This is a genomic window from Piscinibacter sp. (genome assembly GCF_047600445.1).
In the GTDB taxonomy this organism is placed as follows: Bacteria; Pseudomonadota; Gammaproteobacteria; order Burkholderiales; family Burkholderiaceae_C; genus Piscinibacter.
Genome location: NZ_JASGKT010000001.1, coordinates 580,045 through 604,078, shown reverse-complemented (window position 1 = coordinate 604,078; position 24,034 = coordinate 580,045). Strand labels below are relative to the sequence as shown.

The window sequence follows — 24,034 nt, the reverse complement described above, 5'->3', positions numbered from 1 at the left end:
CGTGATGAATCACCGGCAAGAATCCGGCAATCCCGGGCGGCCCCGGCCGGCGCGCGCCGCGCCGCGCGATGATGCGCGGCCATGGCCGAGCGCGCGTTCGTCGACACCTACACCGTCGCCATCGAGGGTTTCTCGGCCTTCGAGCGCCAGTCGCTGGCCTCGTTCTTCCGCCTCGCGGCGCGGCGCCAGCCGGCATTCCGCCAGGTCGACGAAGCGGGCCTGGCCGATTTCCTGATCGCCGACGCCGACCACGCCGCCTCGGTGGCCGCGGTGCGGCGCGGCCAGCGCGTCGAGGACACGGTGTTCGTCGGCGCGCAGGCGCCGGCCGGCGCGGCCGCGTGGCTGCCGCGCCCGATCGACCCGATGCACGTGATGCGCGCGCTGGACGACCTGGTCGAGCTGCGCCTGAACGCCCCCGAGCCGCCCAGCGCGATGATGGATCTCGACCCGATGGAGATCGACACGCTGCGCGGCGGGCTCGACGACCTGCCGCAGCGCCGTGCCGCGCCGCCGGTCGAAACACCCGCACCCGCCCCCGCGCCGGCGGCGCCCCCGCGGCCGCGCGGCGGCGGCGGCCGCGAGGTGCTGGTGGTCGAAGACAGCCCGATCGCGCGCCAGTTCCTCAAGCAGCGCCTGCAGCAGCTCGGCTACCGCGTGGTCGAGTGCGCCTCCGGCGAGGAGGCGCTGGAGCTGCTGTCGCGCCGCACCTTCGAGATCGCCTTCCTCGACATCGTGCTCGGCGCGGCGGGCAGCGTCGACGGGCTGCAGCTCTGCCAGCGCCTGAAGCAGCGCGGCGCGCAGCGCGCCGGGCTGCGCACGGTGGTCGTGATGGTCACCGGGCTGGACAGCGCCACCGACCGCGTGCGCGGCTCGCTGGCCGGCTGCGACGCCTACCTCACCAAGCCGCTGCACGAAAGCGAGTTCATCGCCACGCTGCTGCAGGTCGACCCGAAGTTCGAGTGGAACGCCGCGGGCACGGCCCCGGCCTGAACCCGCCGCGGTGTCAGTGCGCGTCGGCGCCGGAGAAGGTCGACAGCAGCGCCGCCGCCAGGATTAGCACGCCGCCGGCGACGAGTTGCGCGTCGAGCCGGCCGCCGCCGAGCGCCAGCGCCGACACCGAGGCGAACAGGATCTCGGTCAGCATCACCACCGAGGTCACGTTGGCCGGCAGCCGCGCGGCGCCGTATTGCAGCGCCAGGTTGCCGCCCAGGAACAGCAGCGCCAGCGCCGCCACGCCGGCCATCCACACCGCGCCCGGCGCCGGCAGCGCCGGCACCCAGCCGCCGCTGCGCAGCGCCAGCGCCAGCGTGCCGGCCACCAGCATGCCGCCGACGAACATCGCCAGCGCGCGCGCCTCTTCCGGGCGCCCGGCCTCGCGGCGCAGCATCACGTTGTTCAGCGCGAAGGTGAAGCCGCCCAGCACGCCCAGCCAGTCGGGCAGCGTGCGCGGCAGCGGCAGCGGCAGCGCCTCCCAGCCGCTGCGCCCGGCCGGCCACAGCACCACGGCGGCGCCGGCCAGCGCCAGCGCCACGCGCGCCGCGGCGGAGCGCGTCAGCGGCTCGCGCAGCAGCACGCGCGCCAGCAGCACCGCCCACAGCGGCATCAGGTAGAACAGCAGCACCACGCGCAGCACGTCGCCTATGGTCACCGCCCAGTTGAAGGCGGCGTTGGTGGTGCCCGAGGCGATCACCAGCACCCACAGCACCGGCGCGCGCAGCAACTGGCCCAGCGCGCGCGGCCGCAGCGCCAGGATGAACAGCGCGGCCGCCGCGTAGATCATCACCGTGGCCCACAGCGGGTGCAGCCCGCGCGCCTCCAGTTGCCGGAACGGCCACCACGAGGTGCCCCAGACGAAGGCGTTGATCACCAGGGCGCCGGCCGGGGCGGCGAAGGAGGTTCGGGCGGCGGTCGAGGCGGAAGCGGAGGCGGCGGACATCCGGCCGATTCTCCCCGCTGGGCATGAAGCGGCTCCCACGCTTGACGGATTGCCCCCGCGCGGCCGCGGCGCTACCGTGCGCTGCCCAGGAGGACAGCTCAATGACGATCAACCCGCTGAAGGTCCACGCCCCGTCGGACCTGGACACGCCCGACCTCGCCCCCAACCTCGGCGGCCATGGCCTGCGCCTGCTCGCCGAGGGCGACTCGTGGTTCACCATAGGCGCGCTCAATCCGCTGAAGAACGCCAACCTGCTGTTCGCGATGCGCTTCGAACAGACCGCCGTGGCGATCAACTGCGCCACGCCGGGCGACACGCTCAAGCGCATGACCGAGCTGCGCCGCGACCCGGTGTTCGCCGACCTGCTGGCCGGCCGGCGCCAGCGCGCCTGGGACGGCATCCTGCTGTCCTGCGGCGGCAACGACCTGATCGACGCGCTCGGCGTGCAACCGGCCGGCGTGCCGCTGAACCTGCGCCTGCTGCGCGCGCCGGCCGAGTGGGGGCCGGCCGGCGAGGGCGCGGCGCGCTACCTCAGCGACGCCGGCTGGCAGACCTTCCGCGGCTACTTCAAGGCCAACCTAGACGCCATCGTCGCGCTGCGCGGCGCGGGTGTCTCGCACGGCGCGCCGATCTTCCTGCACGGCTACGCGGTGCCGACGCCGCGGCCGGCGCCGGCCGGGCTGGGCATCGGGCCATGGCTGCTGCCGTCCATCCAGGCCTGCGGCATCCCCGAGGCCGACTACGGCGCCGTCGCCGCCGTGCTGATCGGCCGCCTGGCCGCGCTGCTGGCCGAGTGCGCCGCCGACGCGACGCGCTACCCGAATGTGCACTTCTTCGACACGACGAAGATCGCGCTCACCCCGGCCGCCGTGGGCAGCAGCGGCGAAAGCGGCGACTGGATCAACGAGATCCACCTGAACCGCGCCGGCTGCACCAAGCTGGCCGTGCCCTGGGCCACGGCGATCGAGCGGGTGATCGTCGCGCAGCGCGGCTGAGCGCGCTTCGCCGCAGGCATCGACCGATGGTCAATGCTTGTCGGTGCGGGCGATCGCCAGCAGGTGCTCCAGCTCTTCCTTGTGCCGGATGCCGTTGTTGCGGTGCCAGCGCCGGATCAGCTCCATCGTGCCGGCGACCACCAGGCCGAACAGCGTGATCGCGCCGAAGGCCGACAGGCCGAAGCGCGTCATGCCGGCGTAGAAGGCGCCCAGGCCGAGGATGCAGGCCTGCTCGTTGAAGTTCTGCACCGCGATCGAGCGGCCGGCGCCCATCAGGTTGTGGCCGCGGTGCTGCAGCAGCGCGTTCATCGGCACGATCAGGAAGCCGCAGATCGCGCCCATCACGATGAGGAAGGGCACCGCGGTCCACAGCGTATTGATGAACACCAGCCCGATCATCAGGAAGCCGACGAAGGTCGCCAGCGGGATCACCGAGGTGGCGCGGTCCAGCTTCATGGTCACCGAGGCGATCATCGCGCCGGCGATCGAGCCGACCACCACCACGCCGGCCAGGTTGGAGGCCTGCGCCGTGCCGTAGCCCAGCGCCGCGGCGGCCCAGGCGAACACGATCACGCGCAGGTTGCCGAAGATGCCCCACAGCAGCGTGGTCGTGGCCAGCGAGATCTGGCCGAGCTTGTCGCCCCACAGGCGCGAGTTGCAGTTCGAGAAGTCGCGCACCAGCGTGATCAGCCCGCTGGCCGGCTGCAGCGGCGCGTCGGTGCGCGGGATCTTCAGGTTGAACAGCGCGGCGACGGCGTAGAAGAACACGATCACCGCGATCGCCGCCTCGGGCGCGGTGTCGATGCCGGTGTCGATCAGCGGGATGTCGAACGACAGCAGCGGGCCTGAGACGCGCGAGCCGAGCAGCAGGCCGCCGGCCAGGATGCCGAGGATGACCGAGGCCACCGTGAGCCCCTCGATCCAGCCGTTGCCCTTGACGAGCTGCGAGGGCGGCAGCAGTTCGGTGAGGATGCCGTACTTGGCCGGCGAGTAGGCCGCCGCGCCCAGCCCCACCACCGCGTAGGCCAGCAGCGGGTGGCCGCCGAACAGCATCAGCAGGCAGCCCACCACCTTGATCGCGTTCGAGACGAACATCACCTTGCCCTTGGGCACGGCGTCGGCGAAGGCGCCGACGAAGGGCGCGAGCACCACGTAGAACAGCGCGAACATCGGCGCCAGGGCCGGCACCTGCCACGACGGCGCCTTGGATATCCGCAGCAACTCCACGGCCGCCACCAGCAATGCGTTGTCGGCCAGCGAGCTGAAGAACTGCGCCGACATGATGGTGTAAAAGCCTTTTTTCATTCGCTGGCGTGTCGCTCGCGCGAAGCCCCGAAGGCGCGCGGAAGGAGTCGGCGGCGCCGGTTTATAGCATGCGGTTACGAGCCCTCACGGCCGGACGAAGCGCCGGGCGTGAAGCGGCTGGCAGAATGATCCGCACCATGCCCCGCCCGATCGCCGCGACCATCCACACCGACGCCCTGGCCCACAACCTGCGCCGCGCGCGGCGCGCCGCGCCGCATGCGCGCGTCTGGGCGGTGGTCAAGGCCGACGCCTACGGCCACGGCATAGAGCGCGCCTATGCCGGGCTGGCGGGCGCGGACGGTTTTGCGCTGCTCGACCTGGCCGAGGCGCAGCGCGTGCGCGCGCTCGGCTGGCGCGGCCCCATCCTGCTGCTCGAAGGCTGCTTCGAGCCGCGCGACCTGGAACTTTGCTCGCGCCTCGATCTCTGGCACGTGGTGCACCACGACGCGCAGATCGACATGCTGGCCGCCCACAAGACCCACGCGCCGCAGCGCGTCTTCCTGAAGATGAACAGCGGCATGAACCGGCTCGGCTTCCGCCCGCAGCACTACCGCGCGGCGTGGCAGCGCCTGTCGGGGCTGACGCAGGTCGACGAGATCACGCTGATGACGCACTTCGCCGACGCCGACGGCGCCGCCGGCGTGGCCGCGCAGCTCGAAGTCTTCGAGGCCGCCACGCGCGACCTGCCCGGCGAGCGCTCGCTGTCCAACAGCGCGGCGACGCTGCGCTTCGCCGGCGCCGACGGCGCGGGCGCCGAGGTCGCCGCCGACTGGGTGCGCCCCGGCATCATGGTCTACGGCTCCTCGCCCGACCACCCGGCGCACGACGCGCCGGCCTGGGATCTGCAGCCGGCGATGACGCTGGCGGCGCGGCTGATCGCCATCCAGCAGCTCCAGCCCGGCGAGCGCGTCGGCTACGGCGGCCACTTCACGGTCGAGGCGCCGCTGCGCATCGGCGTGGTGGCCTGCGGTTATGCAGACGGCTACCCGCGCGTGGCGCCCACCGGCACGCCGGTGCTGGTCGACGGCGTGCGCACGCGCACCGTCGGCCGCGTCTCGATGGACATGCTGACGGTCGACCTGACGCCGGTGCCGCAGGCCGGCCTCGGCGCCGAGGTGACGCTGTGGGGCCGCGCGGCCAACGGCGCCGTGCTGCCGGTCGACGAGGTGGCGCGCTCGGCCGGCACGCTGGGCTACGAACTGCTGTGTGCGCTGGCGCCGCGCGTGCCGGTCGGCGTGGCGTGAGCGCCGCGCGCGGCGGCATCGACCCGGCGGGCTTCGAGCGCCGCGTGCGCGCCGACCTGCGGCGCCGCCGCTGGCTGCGCGTGCATGCCCTGCTGCTGGGCACGCTGTGTTTCCTCGCCTGCTGGGCGTTCTCGGCGGCGCTGATGCGCGCCGGCGTCACCGCGCTGGCGCTGCGCTGGCCGCTCGCGCTGGCCGGCGGCTACCTGGTGTTCCTCGCGCTGCTGTGGCTGTGGTGCCGCTGGCTGCTGTCGCGCGACGCGGCCGACGGCGACTGGCCGCTCGACGCCGCCGATGCCGCGTTCTCGTCGCGCGGCGGTGGCGGCGGCGTCGAGTGCGGCGACAGCGGGCTGGAGATGGGCGATCTCGCCGAAGGCGCGCTGAACCTGGCCGGCGCGGCCGACGAGGGCGCGGTCGTCGTGGTGCCGCTGGCGGTGGTGGTGGGCATCGCGGTGCTGATCGCCACCGGCCTGAGCGTCGCGGTGTTCGGCCTGTTCGGCGTCGAGGTGCTGCTCGGCGTGGCGGTGGAGATCGCGTTCGCCGCGGCCGGCGGCGCGCTCGCGTTCCGGGCGCGCCGCGAGGGCTGGCTGCTGCACGCCACCGGGCGCACCTGGCGCTCGATGCTGGCGCTGATCGCCGTCGCCGCGCTGCTCGGCATGCTGATCGACCACTGGCTGCCGCAGGCCGGCTCGCTGCCGCAGGCGCTCAGGCTGCTGCGCGGCGGCGCATGACACGCATCGCCTTCACGCTGGAGCCGGCCGAGGTGGAATTCAGCGCCATCCGCGCGCGGGGCGCGGGCGGCCAGAACGTCAACAAGGTGTCGAACGCCGTGCACCTGCGCTTCGACATCGGCGCCTCGTCGCTGCCCGACGAGCTGAAGGCGCGCCTGCGCGCGCTGCGCGACCAGCGCATCAGCGACGAGGGCGTGGTGGTCATCAAGGCGCAGACGCACCGCAGCCTGGAGAAGAACCGCGCCGAGGCGCTGGCGCGGCTGCGCGCGCTGGTCGAGAGCGCCGCGCGCATCCCGCGCACGCGCCGGCCGACCCGGCCGACACGCGCCTCGCAGCAGCGCCGGCTCGAAGGCAAGGCGCTGCGCGGCGGCGTCAAGGCCGGCCGCGCCAAGGTCGGCGCCTCGGACGGCTGAGGCGGCGGCGCGCCCTCAGGCGGCGCGCTTGAAGAAGGCCAGCAGCGTGCCGGCGGCGACAAACAGCGCGCCGAAGCCGCGGTTCATCGCGCGGATGTGCGACGGCGCCTTCAGCGCGCCCAGCACGCGCGCCGCCAGCGCGGTGTAGCCGGCCATCACCACCAGGTCGGTGCAGGCCAGCGTCAGCGCGATCACCGCGTACTGGCGCAGCATCGGCTGCGACAGGTCGAGGAACTGCGGCACCACCGCGAGCAGGAACACCGTGCCCTTGGGGTTCAGCGCGTTGACGATCCAGCCGCGCACGAACAGGTCGCGGCGCGAGACCAGCGCCGCCTCGTCGTCCTCGGCGGCCAGCGGCACGGCCGGCGCGCGCCACTGCCTGATGCCCAGCCACACCAGGTAGGCCACGCCGCCCCACTTGACGATCGTGAAGGCGAGGCTGGAGGTGGCGATCAGCGCGCCCAGGCCGATGCCGACCACCAGCACCTGCGTCCAGATGCCGGCCACCAGGCCGAAGGTCAGCGCGTAGCCGCGCCGGAAGCCGTGGCTGAGGCCGGCGCTCATCGCGGCGACCGCGCCGGCGCCCGGCGAGAGGCTGATGGCCCAGGCGGCGGCGAAGAAAGCGAGCCAGGTCGAGAGTTGCATGCGCCGATTGTCGCCGCGCGGCGAGAATGCCGCATGGCCAAGGACAAGTCGATCTACACCTGCAACGAATGTGGCGCGAGCAGCCCGAAGTGGCTGGGCAAGTGCCCCGGCTGCGGCGCGTGGAACACGCTGGTCGAGACGGTGGCCGAGCCGGGCGGCGCGGGCAGGAACCGCTTCCAGTCGCTGGCGAAGAGCCAGCCGGTGGCCACGCTGGGGGAGATCGAGGCCAGCGACGTGGCGCGCACGCCCACCGGCATCGCCGAACTCGACCGCGTGCTCGGCGGCGGCATCGTCGAGGGCGGCGTGGTGCTGATCGGCGGCGACCCCGGCATCGGCAAGAGCACGCTGCTGCTGCAGGCGCTGGACGCGCTGTCGCGCCAGGCCAGGACGCTGTACGTCACCGGCGAGGAAAGCGGCGCGCAGGTGGCGCTGCGCTCGCGCCGGCTCGGGCTGGAGGCCTCGCAGGTGCGCGTGCTGGCCGAGATCCAGCTCGAACGCATCCTCGCGACGCTCGAATCCGAGCAGCCCGCGGTGTGCGTGATCGACTCGATCCAGACGCTCTATTCCGAGCAGCTCAGCTCGGCGCCCGGCTCGGTGGCGCAGGTGCGCGAATGCGCCGCGCACCTGACGCGCACCGCCAAGGCCGGCGGCACCACGGTGATCCTGGTCGGCCACGTCACCAAGGACGGCCAGCTCGCCGGCCCGCGCGTGCTCGAACACATCGTCGACACGGTGCTGTACTTCGAGGGCGACACACATTCGAGCTTCCGCCTGGTGCGCGCGATCAAGAACCGCTTCGGCGCGGTCAACGAGATCGGCGTGTTCGCGATGACCGAGCGCGGCCTGAAGGGCGTGGCCAACCCGAGCGCGATCTTCCTGTCGACGCACGCCGAGCCGGTGCCCGGCGCCTGCGTGCTGGTGACGCTGGAAGGCACGCGGCCGCTGCTGGTGGAGGTGCAGGCGCTGGTGGACGGCGGCGGCCCCAGCCCGCGGCGCCTGTCGGTGGGCCTGGAGCGCGACCGCCTGGCGATGCTGCTGGCGGTGCTGCACCGCCATGCCGGCATCGCCACCTTCGACCAGGACGTGTTCGTCAACGCGGTCGGCGGCGTGCGCATCAGCGAGCCGGCGGCCGACCTGGCGGTGATGCTGGCGATCCAGGGCTCGCTGCGCGCCCGGCCGCTGCCGCGCGGCTTCTTCGCCTTCGGCGAGGTCGGCTTGGCCGGCGAGGTGCGCCCCGCGCCGCGCGGCCAGGAGCGGCTGAAGGAAGCCGCCAAGCTCGGCTTCTCGGTGGCCGTGGTGCCGCAGGCCAACGTGCCGAAGAAGGGCATCGAGGGCCTGACCATCCACGCCGTCGAGCGCGTCGAACAAGCCATCGAACTCGTGCGCAAGCTGTGACTTTCCTCCCATGAACCCGATCCTCGGCTGGGCGCTGGCCGCCCTCTTCGTCGCGCTGGCCTGGCAGCAGTACGGCTGGCAGGGCGTGCTGTTCGCCGTCAGCGCGGTGGCCTTCTGGCTGCTGCTGCAGTTCAACCGCACGATGCGCGCGATGCGCAACGCCGCGCAGCGCCCGGTGGGCCACGTGGACAGCGCGGTGATGCTGCACGCCAGGCTGCGGCCCGGCCTGACGATGCTGCAGGTGATCGCGCTGACCGGCAGCCTGGGCCGCAGGCTGGGCGAGGGCGAGGACGACTGGGCCTGGGCCGACGAAGGCGGCAGCGGCGTGCGGTTGCACTTCACGCGCGGCAAGCTGGCGCGCTTCGAACTGGACCGCCCGGCCCCGTAAAATCGCCGGTTCGCACGAACACACACAGGAGAGCCGCCATGTCGATGGCCGATCGCGACGGGAAGATCTGGATGGACGGCCGGCTCGTGGAGTGGCGCGACGCCAAGATCCACGTGCTGAGCCACACGCTGCACTACGGCTGCGGCGCCTTCGAGGGCGTGCGCGCCTACAACACGGCCGGCGGCACGGCGATCTTCCGCCTGCGCGAGCACACCGAGCGGCTGTTCAACAGCGCCAAGATCCTGCGCATGAAGATCCCCTTCAGCCTCGAGCAGGTGATGGACGCGCAGCGCGAGGTGGTGCGCGCCAACGAGCTGGAGAGCTGCTACATCCGCCCGCTGACCTGGATCGGCTCGGAGAAGCTGGGCGTCAGCCCCAAGGGCAACACCATCCACCTGATGATCGCCGCCTGGGCCTGGGGCGCCTACCTGGGCGAAGAGGGTATGAAGCGCGGCATCCGCGTCAAGACCAGCAGCTACACGCGCCACCACGTCAACATCACGATGACGCAGGCCAAGACGGTGAGCAACTACACCAACTCCATCCTCGCCAACACCGAGGCCACCGACGACGGCTACGACGAGGCGCTGCTGCTCGACGCCGCCGGCTTCGTCTCCGAGGGCGCGGGCGAGAACCTGTTCGTCGTCAAGAACGGCACGATCTACACGCCCGACCTGTCGGCCGGCGCGCTCAACGGCATCACGCGCAACACCGTGTTCGCGATCTGCCAGGACCTGGGCATCAAGCTGGTGGAAAAGCGCATCACGCGCGACGAGGTCTACATCGCCGACGAGGCCTTCTTCACCGGCACCGCCGCCGAGGTCACGCCGATCCGCGAGCTGGACCGCATCGAGATCGGCCGCGGCTCGCGCGGCCCCGTCACCGAGAAGATCCAGAGCGCGTTCTTCGACATCGTCAACGGACGCAACCCCAAGTACGCCGAGTGGCTGAGCAAGGTCTGAGCATGAGCAGCAGCAACCCAGCGCAAGCGGCGGTCGAGGTGACCGCGAAAGACGTGCACGGCGACGGCGTGGTGTTCTGCCCGAACCCCAGGATGCCGCTGTGGAGCAACCACCCGCGCGTCTTCATCGACGTGGCCACCGAGGGCGAGGGCAAGTGCCCGTACTGCGGCACCGTGTACCGGCTGAAGGCTGGAGAGAAGCTGCACTCCCACTGAGCCCATGACGGCAGACCCGCGCGCCGAGGCGCTGACGCACGACGCGCTGCTCGGCGCCGGCACGTCGGTATGGGAGTGGGACGTCGCCACCGACCGGCTCACCAACTTCAGCGCGAGCCTGGCCGTGCTGGGCCTGGCGCCCGACGGGCTGGTGCCCACGCAGGCGACCTGGAACCGCTTCATCCACCCCGAGGACCTCGCCGCCAACGAGGAGGCCTACCGGCGCCACGCGCACGGCGAGACCGCCTTCTACGAACACGAGTACCGCGCGCTGGCGCGCGACGGAAGCTGGCGCTGGGTGGCAGAGCGCGGCCGCATCGTCGAGCGCGCCGCCGACGGCACGCCGCTGCGCATGGTGGGCACGCTCAGCGACATCTCGCAGCGCCGCGCGGCGCAGGGCGAGGCGCTGGTGCTGGCCGAGCGCATGCGCCGCGTGGTGCGCAACGTGCCCGGCATCGTCTACCAGTACCGCATGCACGCCGACGGCAACGGCCACTTCCTGTTCATCAGCGACCGCTGCATCGACCTGCTCGGCCTGATGCCGGCCGCGCTGCTGGCCGACGTGCGCGTCGCGCTGCGCCTGATCGAGCGCGAGGACCGCGAGCGCGTGTTCGCCAGCGTCGGGCGCGCGCTGCGCGCGATGCGCCAGTGGCGCAACGAGTTCCGCCTGCACCTGCGCGACGGCGAGCAGCGCTGGATGAGCGTGGTGGCGACGCCGCAGCGCGAGGCCGACGGCTCCGTGCTGTGGCACGGCTACCTGGAAGACATCACCGACAAGCGCGAGCTGGAGCGCGCGCGCGCCGACGCCGCGGCGGCGCAGGCCTCGAACCGCGCCAAGACCGAGTTCCTCTCGCGCATGAGCCACGAGCTGCGCACGCCGCTGAACGCGGTGCTCGGCTTCTCGCAGTTGCTCGAGATCGACACGCAGGAGCCGCTGACGGCCATGCAGCGCCGCCGCGTCGGCCTGATCCGCGAGGCCGGCACGCACCTGCTGGCGATGATCGGCGAGCTGCTCGACCTGACGCGCATCGAGTCGGGCCGGCTCGCCGTGTCGCTGGCGGCCCTGCCGCTCGCGCCGCTGCTGGCCGACAGCGTCGAGCTGGCGCGGCCGCAGGCCGACGCGGCCGGCGTCACGCTGCAGCTCGGCGCGATCGACGCGACGGTGCAGGCCGACGCGACGCGGCTGCGCCAGGTGCTGCTGAACCTGATCGACAACGCGATCAAGTACAACCGCCGCGGCGGGCGCGTCGAGATCGGCGCGCGCACCGAGGGCGACAACGTGCTGCTGCAGGTGCGCGACACCGGCGTGGGCATCACCGCCGACGACCTGCCGCGCATCTTCCAGCCCTTCCAGCGCGGCGCGCAGGCGCACGGCACGATCGAAGGCACCGGCATCGGCCTGGCGGTGACGCAGGCGCTGGTCGAGCTGATGGGCGGCCGGATCACGGCCAGCAGCACGCCGGGCGCCGGCTCGGTGTTCAGCGTCACGCTGCGCAGCGCGGCGCCGGGCTGAGGGCGGCGCGCTCCGTACAATGCGGCGCTCCCGCCGGAGTGCCCATGCCCAGCCGCCACGAGTTCGTCCTCACCCTGTCCTGCCCCGACGCCAAGGGCATCGTGCACGCGGTCTCGGGCCTGCTGTTCCAGGCCGGCTGCAACATCATCGACTCGCAGCAGTTCGGCGACGTGCTCGCCAGCGACGCCACCGGGCTGTTCTTCCTGCGCCTGCACTTCGAGGCGCCGCCGCACCTGGCCGACGTGGCGACGCTGGGGCCGCTGTTCACCCACCTGCGCGAGCAGTTCGGCATGCGCACCGCGCTGCACGCGCTGGCGCGCAAGCCGCGCGTGCTGCTGATGGTCAGCAAGCACGGCCACTGCCTGAACGACCTGCTGTTCCGCTGGCGATCGGGGCAGCTCGACGTCGAGATCCCGGCGATCGTCTCCAACCACCCCGACTACGCCGACCTCGCCGCGAGCTACGGCATCCCCTTCCACCACCTCGCGCTGCCCACCGGCGCGCCGGCCGAGGCCAAGCGCGCGCAGGAGCGCCAGGTGGAGGCGCTGGTCGAGCGCGAGCAGGTCGACCTCGTCGTGCTGGCGCGCTACATGCAGATCCTCAGCGGCGAGTTCTGCGCGTTCCTCGAGGGCCGCGCGATCAACATCCACCACAGCTTCCTGCCCAGCTTCAAGGGCGCCAAGCCCTACTACCAGGCGCACGAGCGCGGCGTGAAGCTGATCGGCGCGACGGCGCACTACGTCACCGCCGAGCTGGACGAGGGGCCGATCATCGAGCAGGACGTCGCGCGCGTGGACCACACGCTCAGCCCCGAGGACTTCACCGCCGTCGGCCGCGACGTCGAATGCGTGGTGCTGGCGCGCGCGGTGCGCTGGCACGTCGAGCACCGCGTGCTGCTCAACGGCCGCAAGACGGTCGTGTTCCGCTGACGCCGATGCCCAGCATCAAGCCGCCGCCGCTGCCGGCCACCCCCGACGAGATCGAGCAGCAGTTCTACGAGGCGCTGCAGCACGCCGACATCGAGGCGCTGATGGCGCTGTGGTCGCACGACGAGGACGTGGTGTGCGTGCACCCGGGCGGGCCGCGCATCGTCGGGCCGGCGGCGATACGCGCGGCCTTCGAGGCCATGTTCGCCAACGGCGCGATCACCGCGCGGCCCGAGAAGGTGCGCCGCCTGCAGGGTCCGGGCTGCGCGGTGCACAGCGTGCTCGAGCGCATCGAGATCGGCACCGCCGCCGGCGCGCAGACGGCCTGGGTGGTGGCGACCAACGTCTACCTGAGGTCCGGCGCCGGCTGGGCGATGGTGGCGCACCACGCCAGCCCGGGCACGGCGCGCGAGGTGCACGACATCGTCGACGCGCCGGCGACGATCCACTGAGTTGGAACAGTACCGTTCGCCGCGCTGGCTGCCCGGCGGCAACGCGCAGACGATCTGGCCGGCGCTGTTCGGGCGGCGCCATCACGGCGCGCCGCTGAGCTTCCGGCGCGAGCGCTGGACCACGCCGGACGGCGACTTCGTCGATGCCGACTGGCTGGATGAAACGGCAGCGAGCCGGGTGCCGGGCCGCCCCAAGCCCGGCGAGGCCTCCTCGGGGGGCGCGCCCGGCGTACCCGCCGGGCCGGGGGCCGACATTCGGCCGTTGCTGGTGCTCTTCCACGGCCTCGAAGGTTCGTCGCGCAGCCACTACGTGCAGGCCTTCGCCGACTGGGCGCGGCGCCACGGCTGGCGCTTCGTGATGCCGTACTTCCGCGGCTGCTCGGGCGAGCTGAACCTCGCGCCGCGCGCCTACCACTCGGGCGACTACGAGGAGATCGGCTGGATGCTCGCGCAGGCCCGCTTGCGCCACGCCGGGCCGCTGGCCGCGGTGGGCGTCTCGCTGGGCGGCAACGCGCTGCTGCGCTGGGCCGAGGAGGCCGGCGACGGCGCCGCGGCCACCGCGAAGGCCGTCGCCGCGATCAGCTCGCCGATCGACCTGGCCGCCGGCGGCCACGCCATCGGGCGCGGCTTCAACCGCCTCGTCTACACGCGCATGTTCCTGCGCACGATGAAGCCCAAGGCGCTGGCCAAGCTGGCGCAGCACCCCGGCCTGTTCAGCCGCGAGAAGCTGCTGGCCGCGCACGACCTCTACGCGTTCGACGACGTCTTCACCGCGCCGCTGCACGGCTTCGAGGGCGCCGACGACTACTGGGCGCGCGGCTCGGCCAAGCCGCACCTGCACCGCATCCGCATCCCGGCGCTGGTGCTCAACGCGCGCAACGACCCCTTCGTGCCCGGCGCCAGCCTGCCGGCGGCGCACGAGGTCGGCGCGGCGGTGACGCTGTGGCAGCCGGCGCACGGCGGGCACGTCGGCTTCCCGGCCGGGCGCTGGCCCGGCCACGTGATGACCCTGCCCGACGCGGTGATGGGCTGGATCGCGCGGCGGCTTTGACGCAGCATCGGCACATGGACGAGATCGTCAAGGCGGCATTGAAGAAGTGGCCCAACGTGCCGCACTGCTGGGGCTGGCTGGCGCTGGACGCGCGCGGCGAATGGTTCATGCGCGACGACCGCGTGCAGCGCGCCGGGCCGTTCCCGCAGGTCAAGGGCAGCCGCATCCTGCACGACAAGCTGCGCGAGTTCATCCACCGCAACTACGGCGCCGACGAGCACGGCGCGTGGTTCTTCCAGAACGGGCCGCAGCGCGTCTACGTCGAGCTGGAGGCGGCGCCCCTGGTGTGGCGGCTGGAGCCGCGCGACGGCGAGGCGCCGGCGCTGGCGAGCCACACCGGCCAGCCCGGCGGCGCCGTCGCCGAGGCCTGGCTCGACGAACACGGCCGGCTGTTCCTCGCCACGCCGCTGGGCCTGGGGCTGGTGCACACGCTCGACATGAACCTGGCCGCCGATGCCGTCGAGCGCGGGCAGTGGACGCCGCGGGAGACGGCCTTCGACGAACTGCCGCGGCGCTACGGCTACGTGCTCAGCCCGGACCGGGCGCGCGCGGAAGGTGTGAACCCGGCATGAAAAAGCCGGCCCGCAGGCCGGCTCGTCTCGAAAGTAGCTCCGCTCAGTTCGCGGCCGACGCGGCGGCGGCCGGCGCCTTCGGCTCGGCGAAGTTCGCGCCGCCCTTGTTGGCCATGTAGACCACCGCGCGGGCGATCTCGAAGTCGCTGAAATCGCCGCCGCCTTGCGCGGCCATCGCGCCCTTGCCCTTCAGGGCCGAGTGCAGCAGCGTGTCGAAGCCGGTGCCGATGCGCGACGCCCAGGCGGCGTTGTCGCCGATCTTGGGCGCGCCGGCGGCGCCCGAGGTGTGGCAGGCGGTGCACTGCACGTTGAACACCTGCTCGCCGGTCTTGAGCGCGCTGGCGTCGGAAGCGTCCTTGATCTGGATGCCGCCGATCGGCTGGATGCGCCGCGCCACCGCTTCGGCGCCCAGGCCGTCGCTGCCGGCGGCGCCGTGGCTTTCGCTGCCGACGTACTTGGTCAGCAGCGCGATCACCGCGATCGGCACCAGGAAGGAGAACACCACCGCCAGGATCAACTGCTTGGGCGTCTTGATCGGACCTTCGTGCGGGCCGGCGTGGTCGTGCGAGTCGCTCATGGAATCCTCGGAGTCGGGCTGTCGGGCAAAAACCTTCGAATTATAGGAGGCAGCTCGCGGCTAGAATGCGCGCCTCGCGTGCGACCGTGGTGAAGTGGATATCATGCAGCCCTCCGAAGGCTACGTCGCAGGTTCGATTCCTGCCGGTCGCGCCACGTGGCGCAATGCACCATACAGATTCGCAGCCGTCTTCCCCGACGAAGGTCCCGGGCCAGGGGCTCGCCGTGCTGGCCGAGTCGCTGTACCTGGTCAACCTGCTGGTGGCCCCCGGGCTGGCCTTTGCCATGCTCGTGTGGCTGTGGCTGAAGCATCGCCGCAGCGCACCGCCGCTGGCGCGCAATCACCTGGGCCAGGCAACCGCCGCCAGCGTGGCGGCCGGCGTGCTGATCGCCTGCTTTTCCGCCGCCATCGTGGCATTGGGCGGATGGGAATGGCACTGGACCTGGGTCGTCGTGCTGACCTATTTCGTCTGCATCCACGGCGCCCTGGTCATGATGGGGATGTTCGCGCTGGCCAAGGCCATGGCCGGGCGGGCCTGGCGCTATCCACTCGTCGGGCCGCGCGTTCCCTAGGCGCCGCCGCGAACGGGCCGGGGCACATCGAGGGTCGCCCGAAGTGCAGCACGGCGCCGACCGGACACAATCGGCGCTCCGCCTCCGACCGGAGACCGCCTTGCCGCCGCCTGCTTCCGTTGCCGCGCCGCCTGCGCGCGGTGTGCTGGCCTTCATCTCCTACGCGCATGCCGACGAGGAGTTGCGCGCCAAGCTGCGCGTGCACCTGGCCGCGCTCGAACGCGAGGGGCTGATCCAGGCCTGGGACGACCGCGAGATCCTGGCCGGCGATGCCTGGGCCGACGAGATCGACGCGCGGCTGAACCGGGCCGACCTGGTGCTGCTGCTGGTGTCGGCCGACTTCATCAACTCGAAGTACTGCTACGGCAAGGAGCTGGTGCGCGCACTCGAGCGGAACGCCGACCCCAAGGACCGGGCCATCGTGATCCCCATCATCCTGCGCCCCTGCGACTGGCAGAAAAGCCGCTTCGCCCACCTGCAGGCCCTGCCGACCGGCGGGCGCCCGATGCCCGACTGGCCGACGCCGGACCACTACTTCACTGACGTGGTCAAGGGCCTGCGCGAATGCCTGCAGAAGCTGATCTTCGACCACAACGAGTCCAGGGGCGACGGGCCCCCGAGCGATCCACCGTGGTGGCAGCAGCCGCGCGTGTGGGCCAGCGCGCTGGCCTGCGCCGCAGTGCTGGCCGGCTCGGCCGCCTGGGCCTGGCGCGCCGCGGTGCGGGCCGACCATGAGGTGTCGGTCGCGCTGCAGGCGCTGCGCAGCGGCCGCGCGGCGGACGCGGTGTCCGTGCTGGGCCCCGTCTGCCGTTCGTGGGTCAAGCGCGGCGCCTGCTTCGCGCTCACCAAGGCCGGCCTGGTCGCCGAGCTGCCCGGGCTGGACGGGCCTCAGCTCGCACGCTGGGGGGCCCGGGTCGACGAGCTGAAGGCGCTGGCCCCGGACGACCCCGACCTGCTGTTCATGTCCGCCCAGGTGGCGCTGCACGAGGCCCAGCCGTCGCGCTACGCGCAGGCGGTGGCGGACCTGCAGCGCGCGCTCACGCTCACCGGCCAGCGCTACCCGGAGGTGCATTTCGCGCTCGCCAACCTGCTGATGCGCGACGGGCGCTTTGCCGATGCGCTGCAGCCGCTGGACAGGGCGCTCGATCCGGCCATCAACCCGATCGCGCCGGCGCACTACCTGAACGCGCGCGCCTATGCGCGGGCACGCAGCGGCGACTTCAATGGCGCGATCCACGACTACGAGCGCAGCATCGAGCAGGGCTCCATCCTGTCGCGCATCGAACTGGCGGAACTGCTGTGGACCCGCTCCGAGTTCGAGCGCGCCAGCGACCAGTTGCGCGCCGCCGCCGCCGCCGTGGCGGACACGGGCCGCCCGCAGAGCGGCAGCAATGCGCTGCCGTGGTCGTTCGCGACGGCGCCGGGCGATGTCGTCGTGCTCAGGCAGCCCTTCGAGAAGCGCTGCTTCGCGCGCTGGATGGAACGGGCCGGCCTGGCGCTGGCCGGCCGCCCCGTCCCGGCCGAGGCCCCCGGCTGGGACGATTGCGGCGCCGAGGCCACACGCATCGCTGCCACGCTGGCCGCCTCGCTGCAGCGTGCGGCGGGCGCGGGAATGAACGACACTGGCCGCGAGCGGCTGGCGCAGTTCATGCGCCAGTACCGGCTCTAGGGCCTGTTCACCCTACGGATGCCAGATGCGTTGCCCCGACAAAGCCCGCGAGCAAGGCGCAAAGCGCAGCCCAGGCTGGACGCCTGGGCAAGGTTTGCAACGCCGCGCGCGGGCTTTGTCGGGGCAACCCGCAGGGAACGGGCCTGGCAGGGCGCACGGCGGCGTTGCGCTCCTAGCCAAGCCGTCCAGGCTTGGCGTCGTCGCGCGCCTTGCCCTGCGCCCTGCCAGGCTCGTTCGCACTGGCATCCGTAGGGTGAACAGGCCCTAGCATGCAGGAGTCACGGGCCATGGGCTTGCGTCGCGCCGGGACCTTGTTCGCCGCGGCATGGCTGGCGCTGGTCAGCCCCGCCCATCCGGCCGCGCCGAACGCCGAGCCGCTGGCGCGGCTGGAAACCGGCATGCACACCGCGGCGATCACGGCCATCGCCACCGACCGCGCCGGCCGCTGGGCGGTGACCGCCTCGATGGACCGCAGCGCGCGCGTGTGGGACGTGGCCACCGGGCGGCTGGCCGGCGTGCTGCGCCCGCCGCAGGACGACGACAACGAGGGCAAGCTGTTCGCCGTGGCGATGTCGCCCGACGCCGAGGTGGTGGCGGTGGCCGGGCGCACCCTGCTCGGCTCCGACGGCGGGCACACGATCTATCTCTTCGACCGCGCCAGCACACGGCTGCTGCGCCGCATCCCTTCGCTGCCCGATCCGGTGCTGCGGCTGGCCTGGTCGCCCGACGGCCGCTGGCTGGCGGCCGGGCTGCAGGGCAAGGGCGGCGTGCGCCTGTTCGACGCCGCGCAGGGCGGCGAGCGTGCGCGAATTGCCGGCGTGGCCGACAACGTGCGCGGGCTGCACTTCAGCGCCGACTCCACGCGCCTGCTCAGCGCCAGCTACGACGGGCTGCTGCGCGTGCATGCGCTGGACGCGCGCGGCGCGCTCGCGCCGCTGGCGTCGGCGCGGCTGGCGGGCGGCGCGCGCCCGCACGACGCACGCTTCTCGCCCGACGGCCGGCGCATCGCGGTGGGGTTCGACGACAGCGCGGTGGTGCAGGTGCTCGATGCCGCCACGTTGCAGGAAGTGGCGCGCCCGTCCAGCGCCGGCGTCGACAACGGCAACCTGAGCCGCGTGGCCTGGTCCGCCGACGGCGCCAGCCTGCTCGCCGGCGGAACATGGTCGACCCGCGAAGGCCACATGCTGCGGCGCTGGGCGGCGGACGACTGGGCGCGCCCGCACGACGGCGTGGCCGGCCGCGACGACATCGCCGACCTGGCCGGCGTGCCGGCCGGCGCCGGCGGCGGCTGGCTGTTCGCCGCCGCCGACCCGCGCTGGGGCGTGCTCGATGCGTCGGCGCGTGTGCTGCACCAGCACGATCCGCCGGGCGCGGACTGGCGCGGCCAGGCCGAAGCGCTGCAAGTCTCCGACGACGGCCGGCGCGTGCGCTTCGCCACGCGCGGCCCGGGCGCGGCGATGCTGTCGTTCGACCTGCCCTCGCGCACCCTGCAGGCCGACGACGTCGCGCCGCTGCCCACCGCGCGCACCGCGGCGCCGGGCCGGCAGGTCACCGGCTGGCGCGACGGGCTGCAGCCGCAGCTCGACGGGCGGCCGCTCACGCTGGACCGCCACGAGGCCTCGCGCAGCCTGGCGCTGGCGCCCGACGGCCGGCGCTTCGTGCTCGGCTCGCAATGGAACCTGCGCCTGTTCGACGGGCCGTCCAAGGCGCGCTGGCGCCAGCCGGTGCCCGGCGTGGCATGGGCCGTGAACGTCAGCGGCGATGGCCGCTTCGTCGTCGCCGCCTACGGCGACGGCACGATCCGCTGGCATCGCCTGCAGGACGGGCGCGAGGTGCTCGCGCTGTTCGTGCACGCCGACGCCACGCGCTGGGTGGCCTGGACGCCCGAGGGCTACTTCGACGCCTCGCCCGGCGCCGAAAGCGAGATCGGCTACCACCTGAACCGCGGCGGCGACCGCGAAGGCGAGTTCGTCGACGCGCGCCGGCTCTGGGAGACCTTCTACCAGCCCGGCCTGATCGCGCGCCGGCTCGACGCCGACGGCGACCGCCTGCTGCGCGACCTGGTGCGGCGCCGCGGCGACGTGCGGCAGTTGCTGGCGGCCGACAGCGCACCCGAGCTGGTGCTGGAGTCGCCCGCCAGCGCCCGCAGCGACGGCCGCTACGAGCTGGCGGTACGCGTGCTGCGCGCCGGCCAGGGCGAAGGCCGTCTGGTGCTGCGGGTGGACAACGGCGCCGAACTGCAGGGGCGCTGGAACGCTCCGGTGCTGACCGCCGGCAGCGTGGTGCGCATGCCGGTGGACCTGCCCGACGGCGAGCGCAAGCTGAGCGTCGAGCTGGTCGACGCGCGCGGCGTGGCCTCGCGCACCGTCAGCGCCGAGGTGACGGTCAAGCGCGCGCAGAGCCCCGGCGCCGGCACGCTGCACGTGCTGGCGGTGGGCGTGGCGAACTACCGCCACGTCAGGCCGAAGCTGCGCTTCGCGGCCGACGACGCCCGCGCGGTGGCGGGCCGGCTGGCCCGCAACGGCGGCGCCGCGTTCGACGGCCGCGTGGTGACGCGCACGCTGGTCGACGACGAGGCCACCGTGGAACGCATCGGCGCCACCCTCGCCGAGATGGCGGCCAAGGCGCGCCCGGAGGACACCTTCGTGCTGTTCATGGCCGGCCACGGCACGACGGTCGCCGAGCAGTACTACTTCCTGCCGGTGGACCTGGACGCGGTGGACGACGCGACGGTGCGCGCGCGTGCGCTCGGCCAGGCCCAGCTTCGCAACTGGATGAGCCTGCTGCCGGCGAAGTCGCTGCTGCTGCTCGACACCTGCCGCGCCGGCAGCGCGGCCGCGCTGGCCGCCGCCGTGGCCGAGGAGTCCGGCGCGGTGTCGGCGCTGTCACGCCTGAGCCAGCGCTCGGTGATCGCCGCGAGCAGCGGCGACAACGTCGCGCTGGAGGGCTACAACAGCCACGGCGTGTTCTCGTGGGTGGTGCTGGACGCGCTGGAGCGGGCCGACTACGACGCCAACGGCATGGTGGAGGTCAGCGACATCGGCATCCACGCGCGCAAGCACGTCAGCGACATCACCGAGCGGGTGTTCAGGTTCCGCCAGATGCCGACGCTGAACACGCCCGGCGACCCGTTCGTGATCGCCAAGCCGATGCGCTGACGCGGCTTCGGGCCCGCTCGGGCCCGGCGCGCTCAGCCCTTCGCGCCGTGCCGGATCAGGTGGTCGAAGGCCGACAGCGCCGCTTTCGCGCCATCGCCCGCGGCGATGATGATCTGCTTGTAGGGCACCGTCGTCGCGTCGCCGGCGGCGAACACGCCCGGCACGCTGGTGGCGCCCCTGGCGTCGACGACGATCTCGCCGTAGCGCGACAGCTCCAGCGTGCCCTTGAGCCACTCGGTGTTCGGCACCAGGCCGATCTGCACGAACACGCCGGCCAGGTCCACCGTGTGCTCGGCGCCCGTGGCGCGGTCCTTGAAGCGCAGGCCGACGACCTTCTGGCCGTCGCCGGTGATCTCGGTGGTCTGCGCGTTGACGTGGATGGCCACGTTGGGCAGGCTCCTGAGCTTGTCGACCAGCACCGCGTCGGCCTTGAGCTGGTCGGCGAACTCGACCAGCGTGACGTGCTCGACCACGCCGGCCAGGTCGATCGCCGCCTCGACGCCGGAGTTGCCGCCGCCGATCACCGCGACCTTCTTGCCCTTGAACAGCGGGCCGTCGCAGTGCGGGCAGTAGGCCACGCCCTTGTTGCGGTACTCGGCTTCGCCGGGCACGTTGACGTTGCGCCAGCGCGCGCCGGTCGCGAGGATCACCGTGCGGCCCTCGAGCTGCGCGCCGTTGGACAGCGTGACGGTCGCCGCGCCGCCGCCTTGCGGCGCCGGCTCGAGCTTCTCGACGCGCTGGCCGTTCATGATGTCGACGTCGTAGTGGCGCGCGTGCGCCTCCAGCGCGGCGGCGAACTTCGGGCCCTGCGTTTCCAGCACCGAGATGAAGTTCTCGATGCCCAGCGTGTCCAGCGTCTGGCCGCCGAAGCGTTCGGCGACGATGCCGGTCTTGATGCCCTTGCGCGCCGCGTACACCGCCGCCGCCGCGCCCGCCGGGCCGCCGCCGACGATCAGCACGTCGAATACGTCCTTCTTCGCCAGCCTGGCGGCGTCGCGCGCCGCGGCGCCGGTGTCTATCTTGGCGAGGATCTCGACTATCTCCATGCGGCCCGAACCGAAGGGCTGGCCGTTCAGGAAGACCGTAGGCACCGCCATGATCTTGCGGTCGTTGACCTCGGCCTCGAACAGCCCGCCGTCGATCGCCACGTGGCGGATCTTCGGGTTGAGCACGGCCATCAGGTTGAGCGCCTGCACCACGTCCGGGCAGTTGTGACAGGTCAGCGACATGTAGGTCTCGAAGGCGAAATCGCCTTCGAGGGACTGGATCTGCTCGATCACCTCCGCCTCGAGCTTGGGCGGGTGGCCGCCGGCCTGCAGCAGCGCCAGCACCAGCGAGGTGAACTCGTGGCCCATCGGAATGGCCGCGAAGCGCATGCCCATGTCGGCGCCGGCGCGGGTGATCTGGAACGACGGCTTGCGCGCGTCGTTGCCGTCGAAGCGCGCCTCCACCAGCGGACTCAGCGCCGCGATCTCCTCGATCAGCTCGCGCATCTCGGCCGAGGCCTCGCGCTCGTCGAGCGAAGCGATCAACTGCACCGGCTCGCGAACGCGTTCCAGGTACGAGGCGAGTTGAGACTTCAGGCCGTCATCCAACATGGTGGCAATGCTCCAACGTGATCAAGCGGCCGCCGCGGAACCGGCTTTGCCGGGCCGCTGGCGGCGCCCCTGGGGGGGAGCGCGTGAGCGCTCCGGGGGGATTAGATTTTCCCGACGAGGTCCAGCGACGGCGTCAGCGTCTTCGCGCCCTGCTGCCACTTGGCCGGGCACACCTGGCCGGGGTTCTTGGCGACGTACTGGGCGGCCGTCAGCTTGCGCAGCGTTTCCTTGACGTCGCGCGCGATGCTGTTGTCGTGCACCTCGACGGTCTTGATCACGCCTTCCGGGTTGATGATGAAGGTGCCGCGCAGCGCCAGGCCTTCTTCCTCGATGTGCACGCCGAAGGCGCGCGTGAGCTGGTGCGTCGGGTCGCCGACCAGCGGGAACTTGGCCTTGCCGACGGCCGGGCTGGTTTCGTGCCACACCTTGTGCGAGAAGTGCGTGTCGGTGGTGACGATGTAGACCTCGGCGCCCAGCGACTTGAAGGTGTCGTAGTTGTCGGCGGCGTCCTCGACTTCGGTCGGGCAGTTGAAGGTGAAGGCGGCCGGCATGAAGATCAGCACGGACCACTTGCCCTTCAGCGTGGCATCGCTGACCTCGATGAACTTGCCGTTGTGGAAGGCGTTGGTCTTGAACGGTTGGACTTGGGTGTTGATGAGCGACATGCTGGGGTTTCCTTGGATTGAAGTGGGTACAAGGGACTGACGGGGGCTATTTTGTGTGCATCGCAGCATATCGTGGTTTGATTGCGGAAATCCCCACGATTGGCGCTGCCTATCGACACCCGCCGGCCGTGGCCGGCGCTCGGCTCGGTCCAGCCTCAATCCAGCGTCACCACCCGGTCGCCGGGCTCGGCCTGGCAGCCTTCGGCGATCGGCGTCCAGCCGTGCCGCACGACGATGCGCGCGCCGGCCTGGCAGAACTCGACGCGGCGCGCCTGCGGCCAGCGCGCGCGCACGAAGGCCTCGATCGCCGAGGGCATGCTGACGCGGTAGACCCCCCGGGCCAGGTCGTCGGACGGATGGTCGATGTGGTGCAGCCAGGGAATCACCGCGACCAGCCACATCAGCGGCGCGAAAGGCACCTGGAATTCGTGCGCCTCGTAGCCGGCGTCGCGCAGCCAAGCCTGGGCGTGGGCGCGCGCTTCATCGTCGCCCGCCGGTGCCCCGCCCCAGGCCAGCGCGAGCAGTTCGGCCACCCACTGGTTGCAGTTCAGGTAGCGCAGCGCCCAGGCGTACGCGTTGGCGCTGTACTCGCCGCGCAGCAGCGCCAGCGCGCGGCGGTCGTCGAGCGCGGCGCGCTCCAGCGGCGCGGCGGCCTCGTCGGGCAGGAACACCGCCGAGACGTAGCCGCCGTCGGGCCGGCTCATGCCGAACATGAAGGCGGACAGGCCCTGGTCGAAGATGCGCGCGCGCTTCTCGTCGCAGGCGTAGTAGAGCTGGCGCACCGACCAGGGCGCCATCGCGCTGGAGCGCAGCGCCAGGCCGGCGTGCGAGTAGCGCTCGCCGAAGCGCGACAGGTCGAGCCCGGCGCGCGACAGCAGCGCGACACGCTGGCCCGAGCCCTCCAGCTCGCCGCGCACCACCTCGGCGAAGCGCAGCATGCGGTCGCGCTCGGCGTGCGTCATCTCGGTGGGCGCGTCGCAGTAGCGAAGCTGGCCGGCCTGCGCGCCGGCGGCAAGGATCGCGAACGCCAGCGCGGCGGCCGCGCGGGCCAGCAT

The 24,034-nt window shown here is 72.5% G+C and carries 24 protein-coding genes and 1 tRNA gene; 18 read left to right on the top strand and 7 right to left on the bottom strand.

Annotation, left to right across the window (positions count from 1 at the left end; translation table 11 throughout):
* Window positions 1-81: 81 nt before the first annotated feature.
* Window positions 82-990, top strand: coding sequence for a response regulator (locus QM792_RS02810; protein WP_415147660.1), 909 nt, complete (start codon window positions 82-84; stop codon window positions 988-990).
* Window positions 991-1,003: 13 nt separating this feature from the next.
* On the opposite strand, the gene QM792_RS02805 is transcribed toward QM792_RS02810, so the two are convergent.
* Window positions 1,004-1,936: an EamA family transporter gene (locus QM792_RS02805; protein WP_415147659.1), complete on the bottom strand. Its 933-nt coding sequence runs from the start codon at window positions 1,934-1,936 to the stop codon at window positions 1,004-1,006.
* A gap of 101 nt (window positions 1,937-2,037) precedes the next feature.
* On the opposite strand from QM792_RS02805, the gene QM792_RS02800 reads away from it, so the two are divergent.
* Complete coding sequence (locus QM792_RS02800; RefSeq protein ID WP_415147658.1) at window positions 2,038-2,931, top strand: hypothetical protein; 894 nt, start codon at window positions 2,038-2,040, stop codon at window positions 2,929-2,931.
* Window positions 2,932-2,961: 30 nt separating this feature from the next.
* Here the strand turns inward: QM792_RS02800 and lplT are convergent, their stop codons facing one another.
* Window positions 2,962-4,236, bottom strand: coding sequence for a lysophospholipid transporter LplT (gene lplT / locus QM792_RS02795; protein WP_415147657.1), 1,275 nt, complete (start codon window positions 4,234-4,236; stop codon window positions 2,962-2,964).
* 137 nt (window positions 4,237-4,373) lie between these two features.
* Here lplT and alr point away from each other — a divergent pair, with 137 nt between their 5' ends.
* From alr to arfB, 3 genes are read left to right on the top strand one after another with little or no spacing between them, the layout of a single operon-like run.
* Entirely contained in the window at window positions 4,374-5,480 is a 1,107-nt protein-coding gene (gene alr / locus QM792_RS02790) for an alanine racemase (RefSeq protein ID WP_415147656.1), read from the top strand.
* Window positions 5,477-6,208, top strand: coding sequence for a hypothetical protein (locus tag QM792_RS02785; protein ID WP_415147655.1), 732 nt, complete (start codon window positions 5,477-5,479; stop codon window positions 6,206-6,208). Before alr ends, QM792_RS02785 begins: the two co-directional genes overlap by 4 nt.
* A complete protein-coding gene (gene arfB, locus QM792_RS02780) occupies window positions 6,205-6,621 on the top strand; it encodes an alternative ribosome rescue aminoacyl-tRNA hydrolase ArfB (RefSeq protein WP_415147654.1) in 417 nt (138 codons plus the stop codon). The genes QM792_RS02785 and arfB overlap by 4 nt, the downstream gene beginning before the upstream one ends.
* Window positions 6,622-6,636: 15 nt before the next feature.
* Here arfB and QM792_RS02775 read toward each other — a convergent pair whose 3' ends face one another.
* Window positions 6,637-7,266 carry a LysE family transporter gene (locus QM792_RS02775; protein WP_415147653.1) on the bottom strand — a complete coding sequence of 210 codons (630 nt, stop codon included), beginning with the start codon at window positions 7,264-7,266 and terminating at the stop codon, window positions 6,637-6,639.
* A 33-nt stretch (window positions 7,267-7,299) separates the two neighbouring features.
* Between QM792_RS02775 and radA the strand changes: the two genes are divergently transcribed.
* Genes radA through QM792_RS02730 form a run of 9 tightly spaced genes read left to right on the top strand, consistent with a single transcriptional unit; the run spans window position 7,300 to window position 14,740 of the window.
* Window positions 7,300-8,661: a DNA repair protein RadA gene (radA, locus tag QM792_RS02770; protein ID WP_415147652.1), complete on the top strand. Its 1,362-nt coding sequence runs from the start codon at window positions 7,300-7,302 to the stop codon at window positions 8,659-8,661.
* Between the two features lie 10 nt (window positions 8,662-8,671).
* Window positions 8,672-9,049, top strand: coding sequence for a hypothetical protein (locus QM792_RS02765; protein ID WP_415147651.1), 378 nt, complete (start codon window positions 8,672-8,674; stop codon window positions 9,047-9,049).
* Window positions 9,050-9,087: 38 nt separating this feature from the next.
* On the top strand, window positions 9,088-10,011 hold the full coding sequence (locus tag QM792_RS02760; RefSeq protein WP_415147650.1) for a branched-chain amino acid transaminase: 924 nt from the start codon (window positions 9,088-9,090) through the stop codon (window positions 10,009-10,011).
* Between the two features lie 2 nt (window positions 10,012-10,013).
* Complete coding sequence (locus QM792_RS02755; protein ID WP_415147649.1) at window positions 10,014-10,226, top strand: zinc-finger domain-containing protein; 213 nt, start codon at window positions 10,014-10,016, stop codon at window positions 10,224-10,226.
* A 4-nt stretch (window positions 10,227-10,230) separates the two neighbouring features.
* Window positions 10,231-11,739, top strand: coding sequence for a PAS domain-containing protein (locus QM792_RS02750; protein ID WP_415147648.1), 1,509 nt, complete (start codon window positions 10,231-10,233; stop codon window positions 11,737-11,739).
* 44 nt (window positions 11,740-11,783) lie between these two features.
* Window positions 11,784-12,668 (top strand): formyltetrahydrofolate deformylase, encoded by an 885-nt coding sequence (purU, locus tag QM792_RS02745; protein WP_415147647.1) that lies wholly within the window; start codon window positions 11,784-11,786, stop codon window positions 12,666-12,668.
* A gap of 5 nt (window positions 12,669-12,673) precedes the next feature.
* Entirely contained in the window at window positions 12,674-13,117 is a 444-nt protein-coding gene (locus QM792_RS02740; protein WP_415147646.1) for a YybH family protein, read from the top strand.
* Window position 13,118: 1 nt separating this feature from the next.
* Window positions 13,119-14,168: a YheT family hydrolase gene (locus QM792_RS02735; RefSeq protein ID WP_415147645.1), complete on the top strand. Its 1,050-nt coding sequence runs from the start codon at window positions 13,119-13,121 to the stop codon at window positions 14,166-14,168.
* Between the two features lie 14 nt (window positions 14,169-14,182).
* Window positions 14,183-14,740, top strand: a complete 558-nt coding sequence (locus QM792_RS02730; protein ID WP_415147644.1) for a DUF2946 family protein — start codon at window positions 14,183-14,185, stop codon at window positions 14,738-14,740.
* Window positions 14,741-14,783: 43 nt separating this feature from the next.
* Here QM792_RS02730 and QM792_RS02725 read toward each other — a convergent pair whose 3' ends face one another.
* Entirely contained in the window at window positions 14,784-15,317 is a 534-nt protein-coding gene (locus QM792_RS02725) for a c-type cytochrome (protein WP_415147643.1), read from the bottom strand.
* Between the two features lie 80 nt (window positions 15,318-15,397).
* Here QM792_RS02725 and QM792_RS02720 point away from each other — a divergent pair.
* From QM792_RS02720 to QM792_RS02705, 4 genes are all read left to right on the top strand, one after another.
* A tRNA-Arg gene (locus tag QM792_RS02720) sits at window positions 15,398-15,472 on the top strand.
* Between the two features lie 69 nt (window positions 15,473-15,541).
* A complete protein-coding gene (locus QM792_RS02715) occupies window positions 15,542-15,889 on the top strand; it encodes a hypothetical protein (protein ID WP_415147642.1) in 348 nt (115 codons plus the stop codon).
* 100 nt (window positions 15,890-15,989) lie between these two features.
* On the top strand, window positions 15,990-17,558 hold the full coding sequence (locus tag QM792_RS02710; protein WP_415147641.1) for a TIR domain-containing protein: 1,569 nt from the start codon (window positions 15,990-15,992) through the stop codon (window positions 17,556-17,558).
* Between the two features lie 287 nt (window positions 17,559-17,845).
* Window positions 17,846-20,716 (top strand): caspase family protein, encoded by a 2,871-nt coding sequence (locus QM792_RS02705; RefSeq protein ID WP_415147640.1) that lies wholly within the window; start codon window positions 17,846-17,848, stop codon window positions 20,714-20,716.
* Window positions 20,717-20,748: 32 nt separating this feature from the next.
* On the opposite strand, the gene ahpF is transcribed toward QM792_RS02705, so the two are convergent.
* From ahpF to QM792_RS02690, 3 genes are all read right to left on the bottom strand, one after another.
* Complete coding sequence (gene ahpF, locus QM792_RS02700) at window positions 20,749-22,314, bottom strand: alkyl hydroperoxide reductase subunit F (RefSeq protein ID WP_415147639.1); 1,566 nt, start codon at window positions 22,312-22,314, stop codon at window positions 20,749-20,751.
* Window positions 22,315-22,415: 101 nt separating this feature from the next.
* Window positions 22,416-22,979: an alkyl hydroperoxide reductase subunit C gene (gene ahpC / locus QM792_RS02695; protein WP_415147638.1), complete on the bottom strand. Its 564-nt coding sequence runs from the start codon at window positions 22,977-22,979 to the stop codon at window positions 22,416-22,418.
* 155 nt (window positions 22,980-23,134) lie between these two features.
* Window positions 23,135-24,034: a DUF2145 domain-containing protein gene (locus QM792_RS02690; RefSeq protein WP_415147637.1), complete on the bottom strand. Its 900-nt coding sequence runs from the start codon at window positions 24,032-24,034 to the stop codon at window positions 23,135-23,137.

Coding starts and splice junctions, on each gene's coding strand:
- QM792_RS02730 (WP_415147644.1), top strand. CDS start 14,183: ATGGACGAGATCGTCAAGGCGGCATTGAAGAAGTGGCCCAACGTGCCG.
- QM792_RS02755 (WP_415147649.1), top strand. CDS start 10,014: ATGAGCAGCAGCAACCCAGCGCAAGCGGCGGTCGAGGTGACCGCGAAA.
- arfB (WP_415147654.1), top strand. CDS start 6,205: ATGACACGCATCGCCTTCACGCTGGAGCCGGCCGAGGTGGAATTCAGC.
- QM792_RS02775 (WP_415147653.1), bottom strand. CDS start 7,266: ATGCAACTCTCGACCTGGCTCGCTTTCTTCGCCGCCGCCTGGGCCATC.
- QM792_RS02760 (WP_415147650.1), top strand. CDS start 9,088: ATGTCGATGGCCGATCGCGACGGGAAGATCTGGATGGACGGCCGGCTC.
- QM792_RS02800 (WP_415147658.1), top strand. CDS start 2,038: ATGACGATCAACCCGCTGAAGGTCCACGCCCCGTCGGACCTGGACACG.
- QM792_RS02690 (WP_415147637.1), bottom strand. CDS start 24,034: ATGCTGGCCCGCGCGGCCGCCGCGCTGGCGTTCGCGATCCTTGCCGCC.
- alr (WP_415147656.1), top strand. CDS start 4,374: ATGCCCCGCCCGATCGCCGCGACCATCCACACCGACGCCCTGGCCCAC.
- QM792_RS02725 (WP_415147643.1), bottom strand. CDS start 15,317: ATGAGCGACTCGCACGACCACGCCGGCCCGCACGAAGGTCCGATCAAG.
- ahpF (WP_415147639.1), bottom strand. CDS start 22,314: ATGTTGGATGACGGCCTGAAGTCTCAACTCGCCTCGTACCTGGAACGC.
- radA (WP_415147652.1), top strand. CDS start 7,300: ATGGCCAAGGACAAGTCGATCTACACCTGCAACGAATGTGGCGCGAGC.
- QM792_RS02805 (WP_415147659.1), bottom strand. CDS start 1,936: ATGTCCGCCGCCTCCGCTTCCGCCTCGACCGCCGCCCGAACCTCCTTC.
- purU (WP_415147647.1), top strand. CDS start 11,784: ATGCCCAGCCGCCACGAGTTCGTCCTCACCCTGTCCTGCCCCGACGCC.
- QM792_RS02740 (WP_415147646.1), top strand. CDS start 12,674: ATGCCCAGCATCAAGCCGCCGCCGCTGCCGGCCACCCCCGACGAGATC.
- lplT (WP_415147657.1), bottom strand. CDS start 4,236: ATGAAAAAAGGCTTTTACACCATCATGTCGGCGCAGTTCTTCAGCTCG.
- ahpC (WP_415147638.1), bottom strand. CDS start 22,979: ATGTCGCTCATCAACACCCAAGTCCAACCGTTCAAGACCAACGCCTTC.
- QM792_RS02750 (WP_415147648.1), top strand. CDS start 10,231: ATGACGGCAGACCCGCGCGCCGAGGCGCTGACGCACGACGCGCTGCTC.
- QM792_RS02705 (WP_415147640.1), top strand. CDS start 17,846: ATGGGCTTGCGTCGCGCCGGGACCTTGTTCGCCGCGGCATGGCTGGCG.
- QM792_RS02810 (WP_415147660.1), top strand. CDS start 82: ATGGCCGAGCGCGCGTTCGTCGACACCTACACCGTCGCCATCGAGGGT.
- QM792_RS02765 (WP_415147651.1), top strand. CDS start 8,672: ATGAACCCGATCCTCGGCTGGGCGCTGGCCGCCCTCTTCGTCGCGCTG.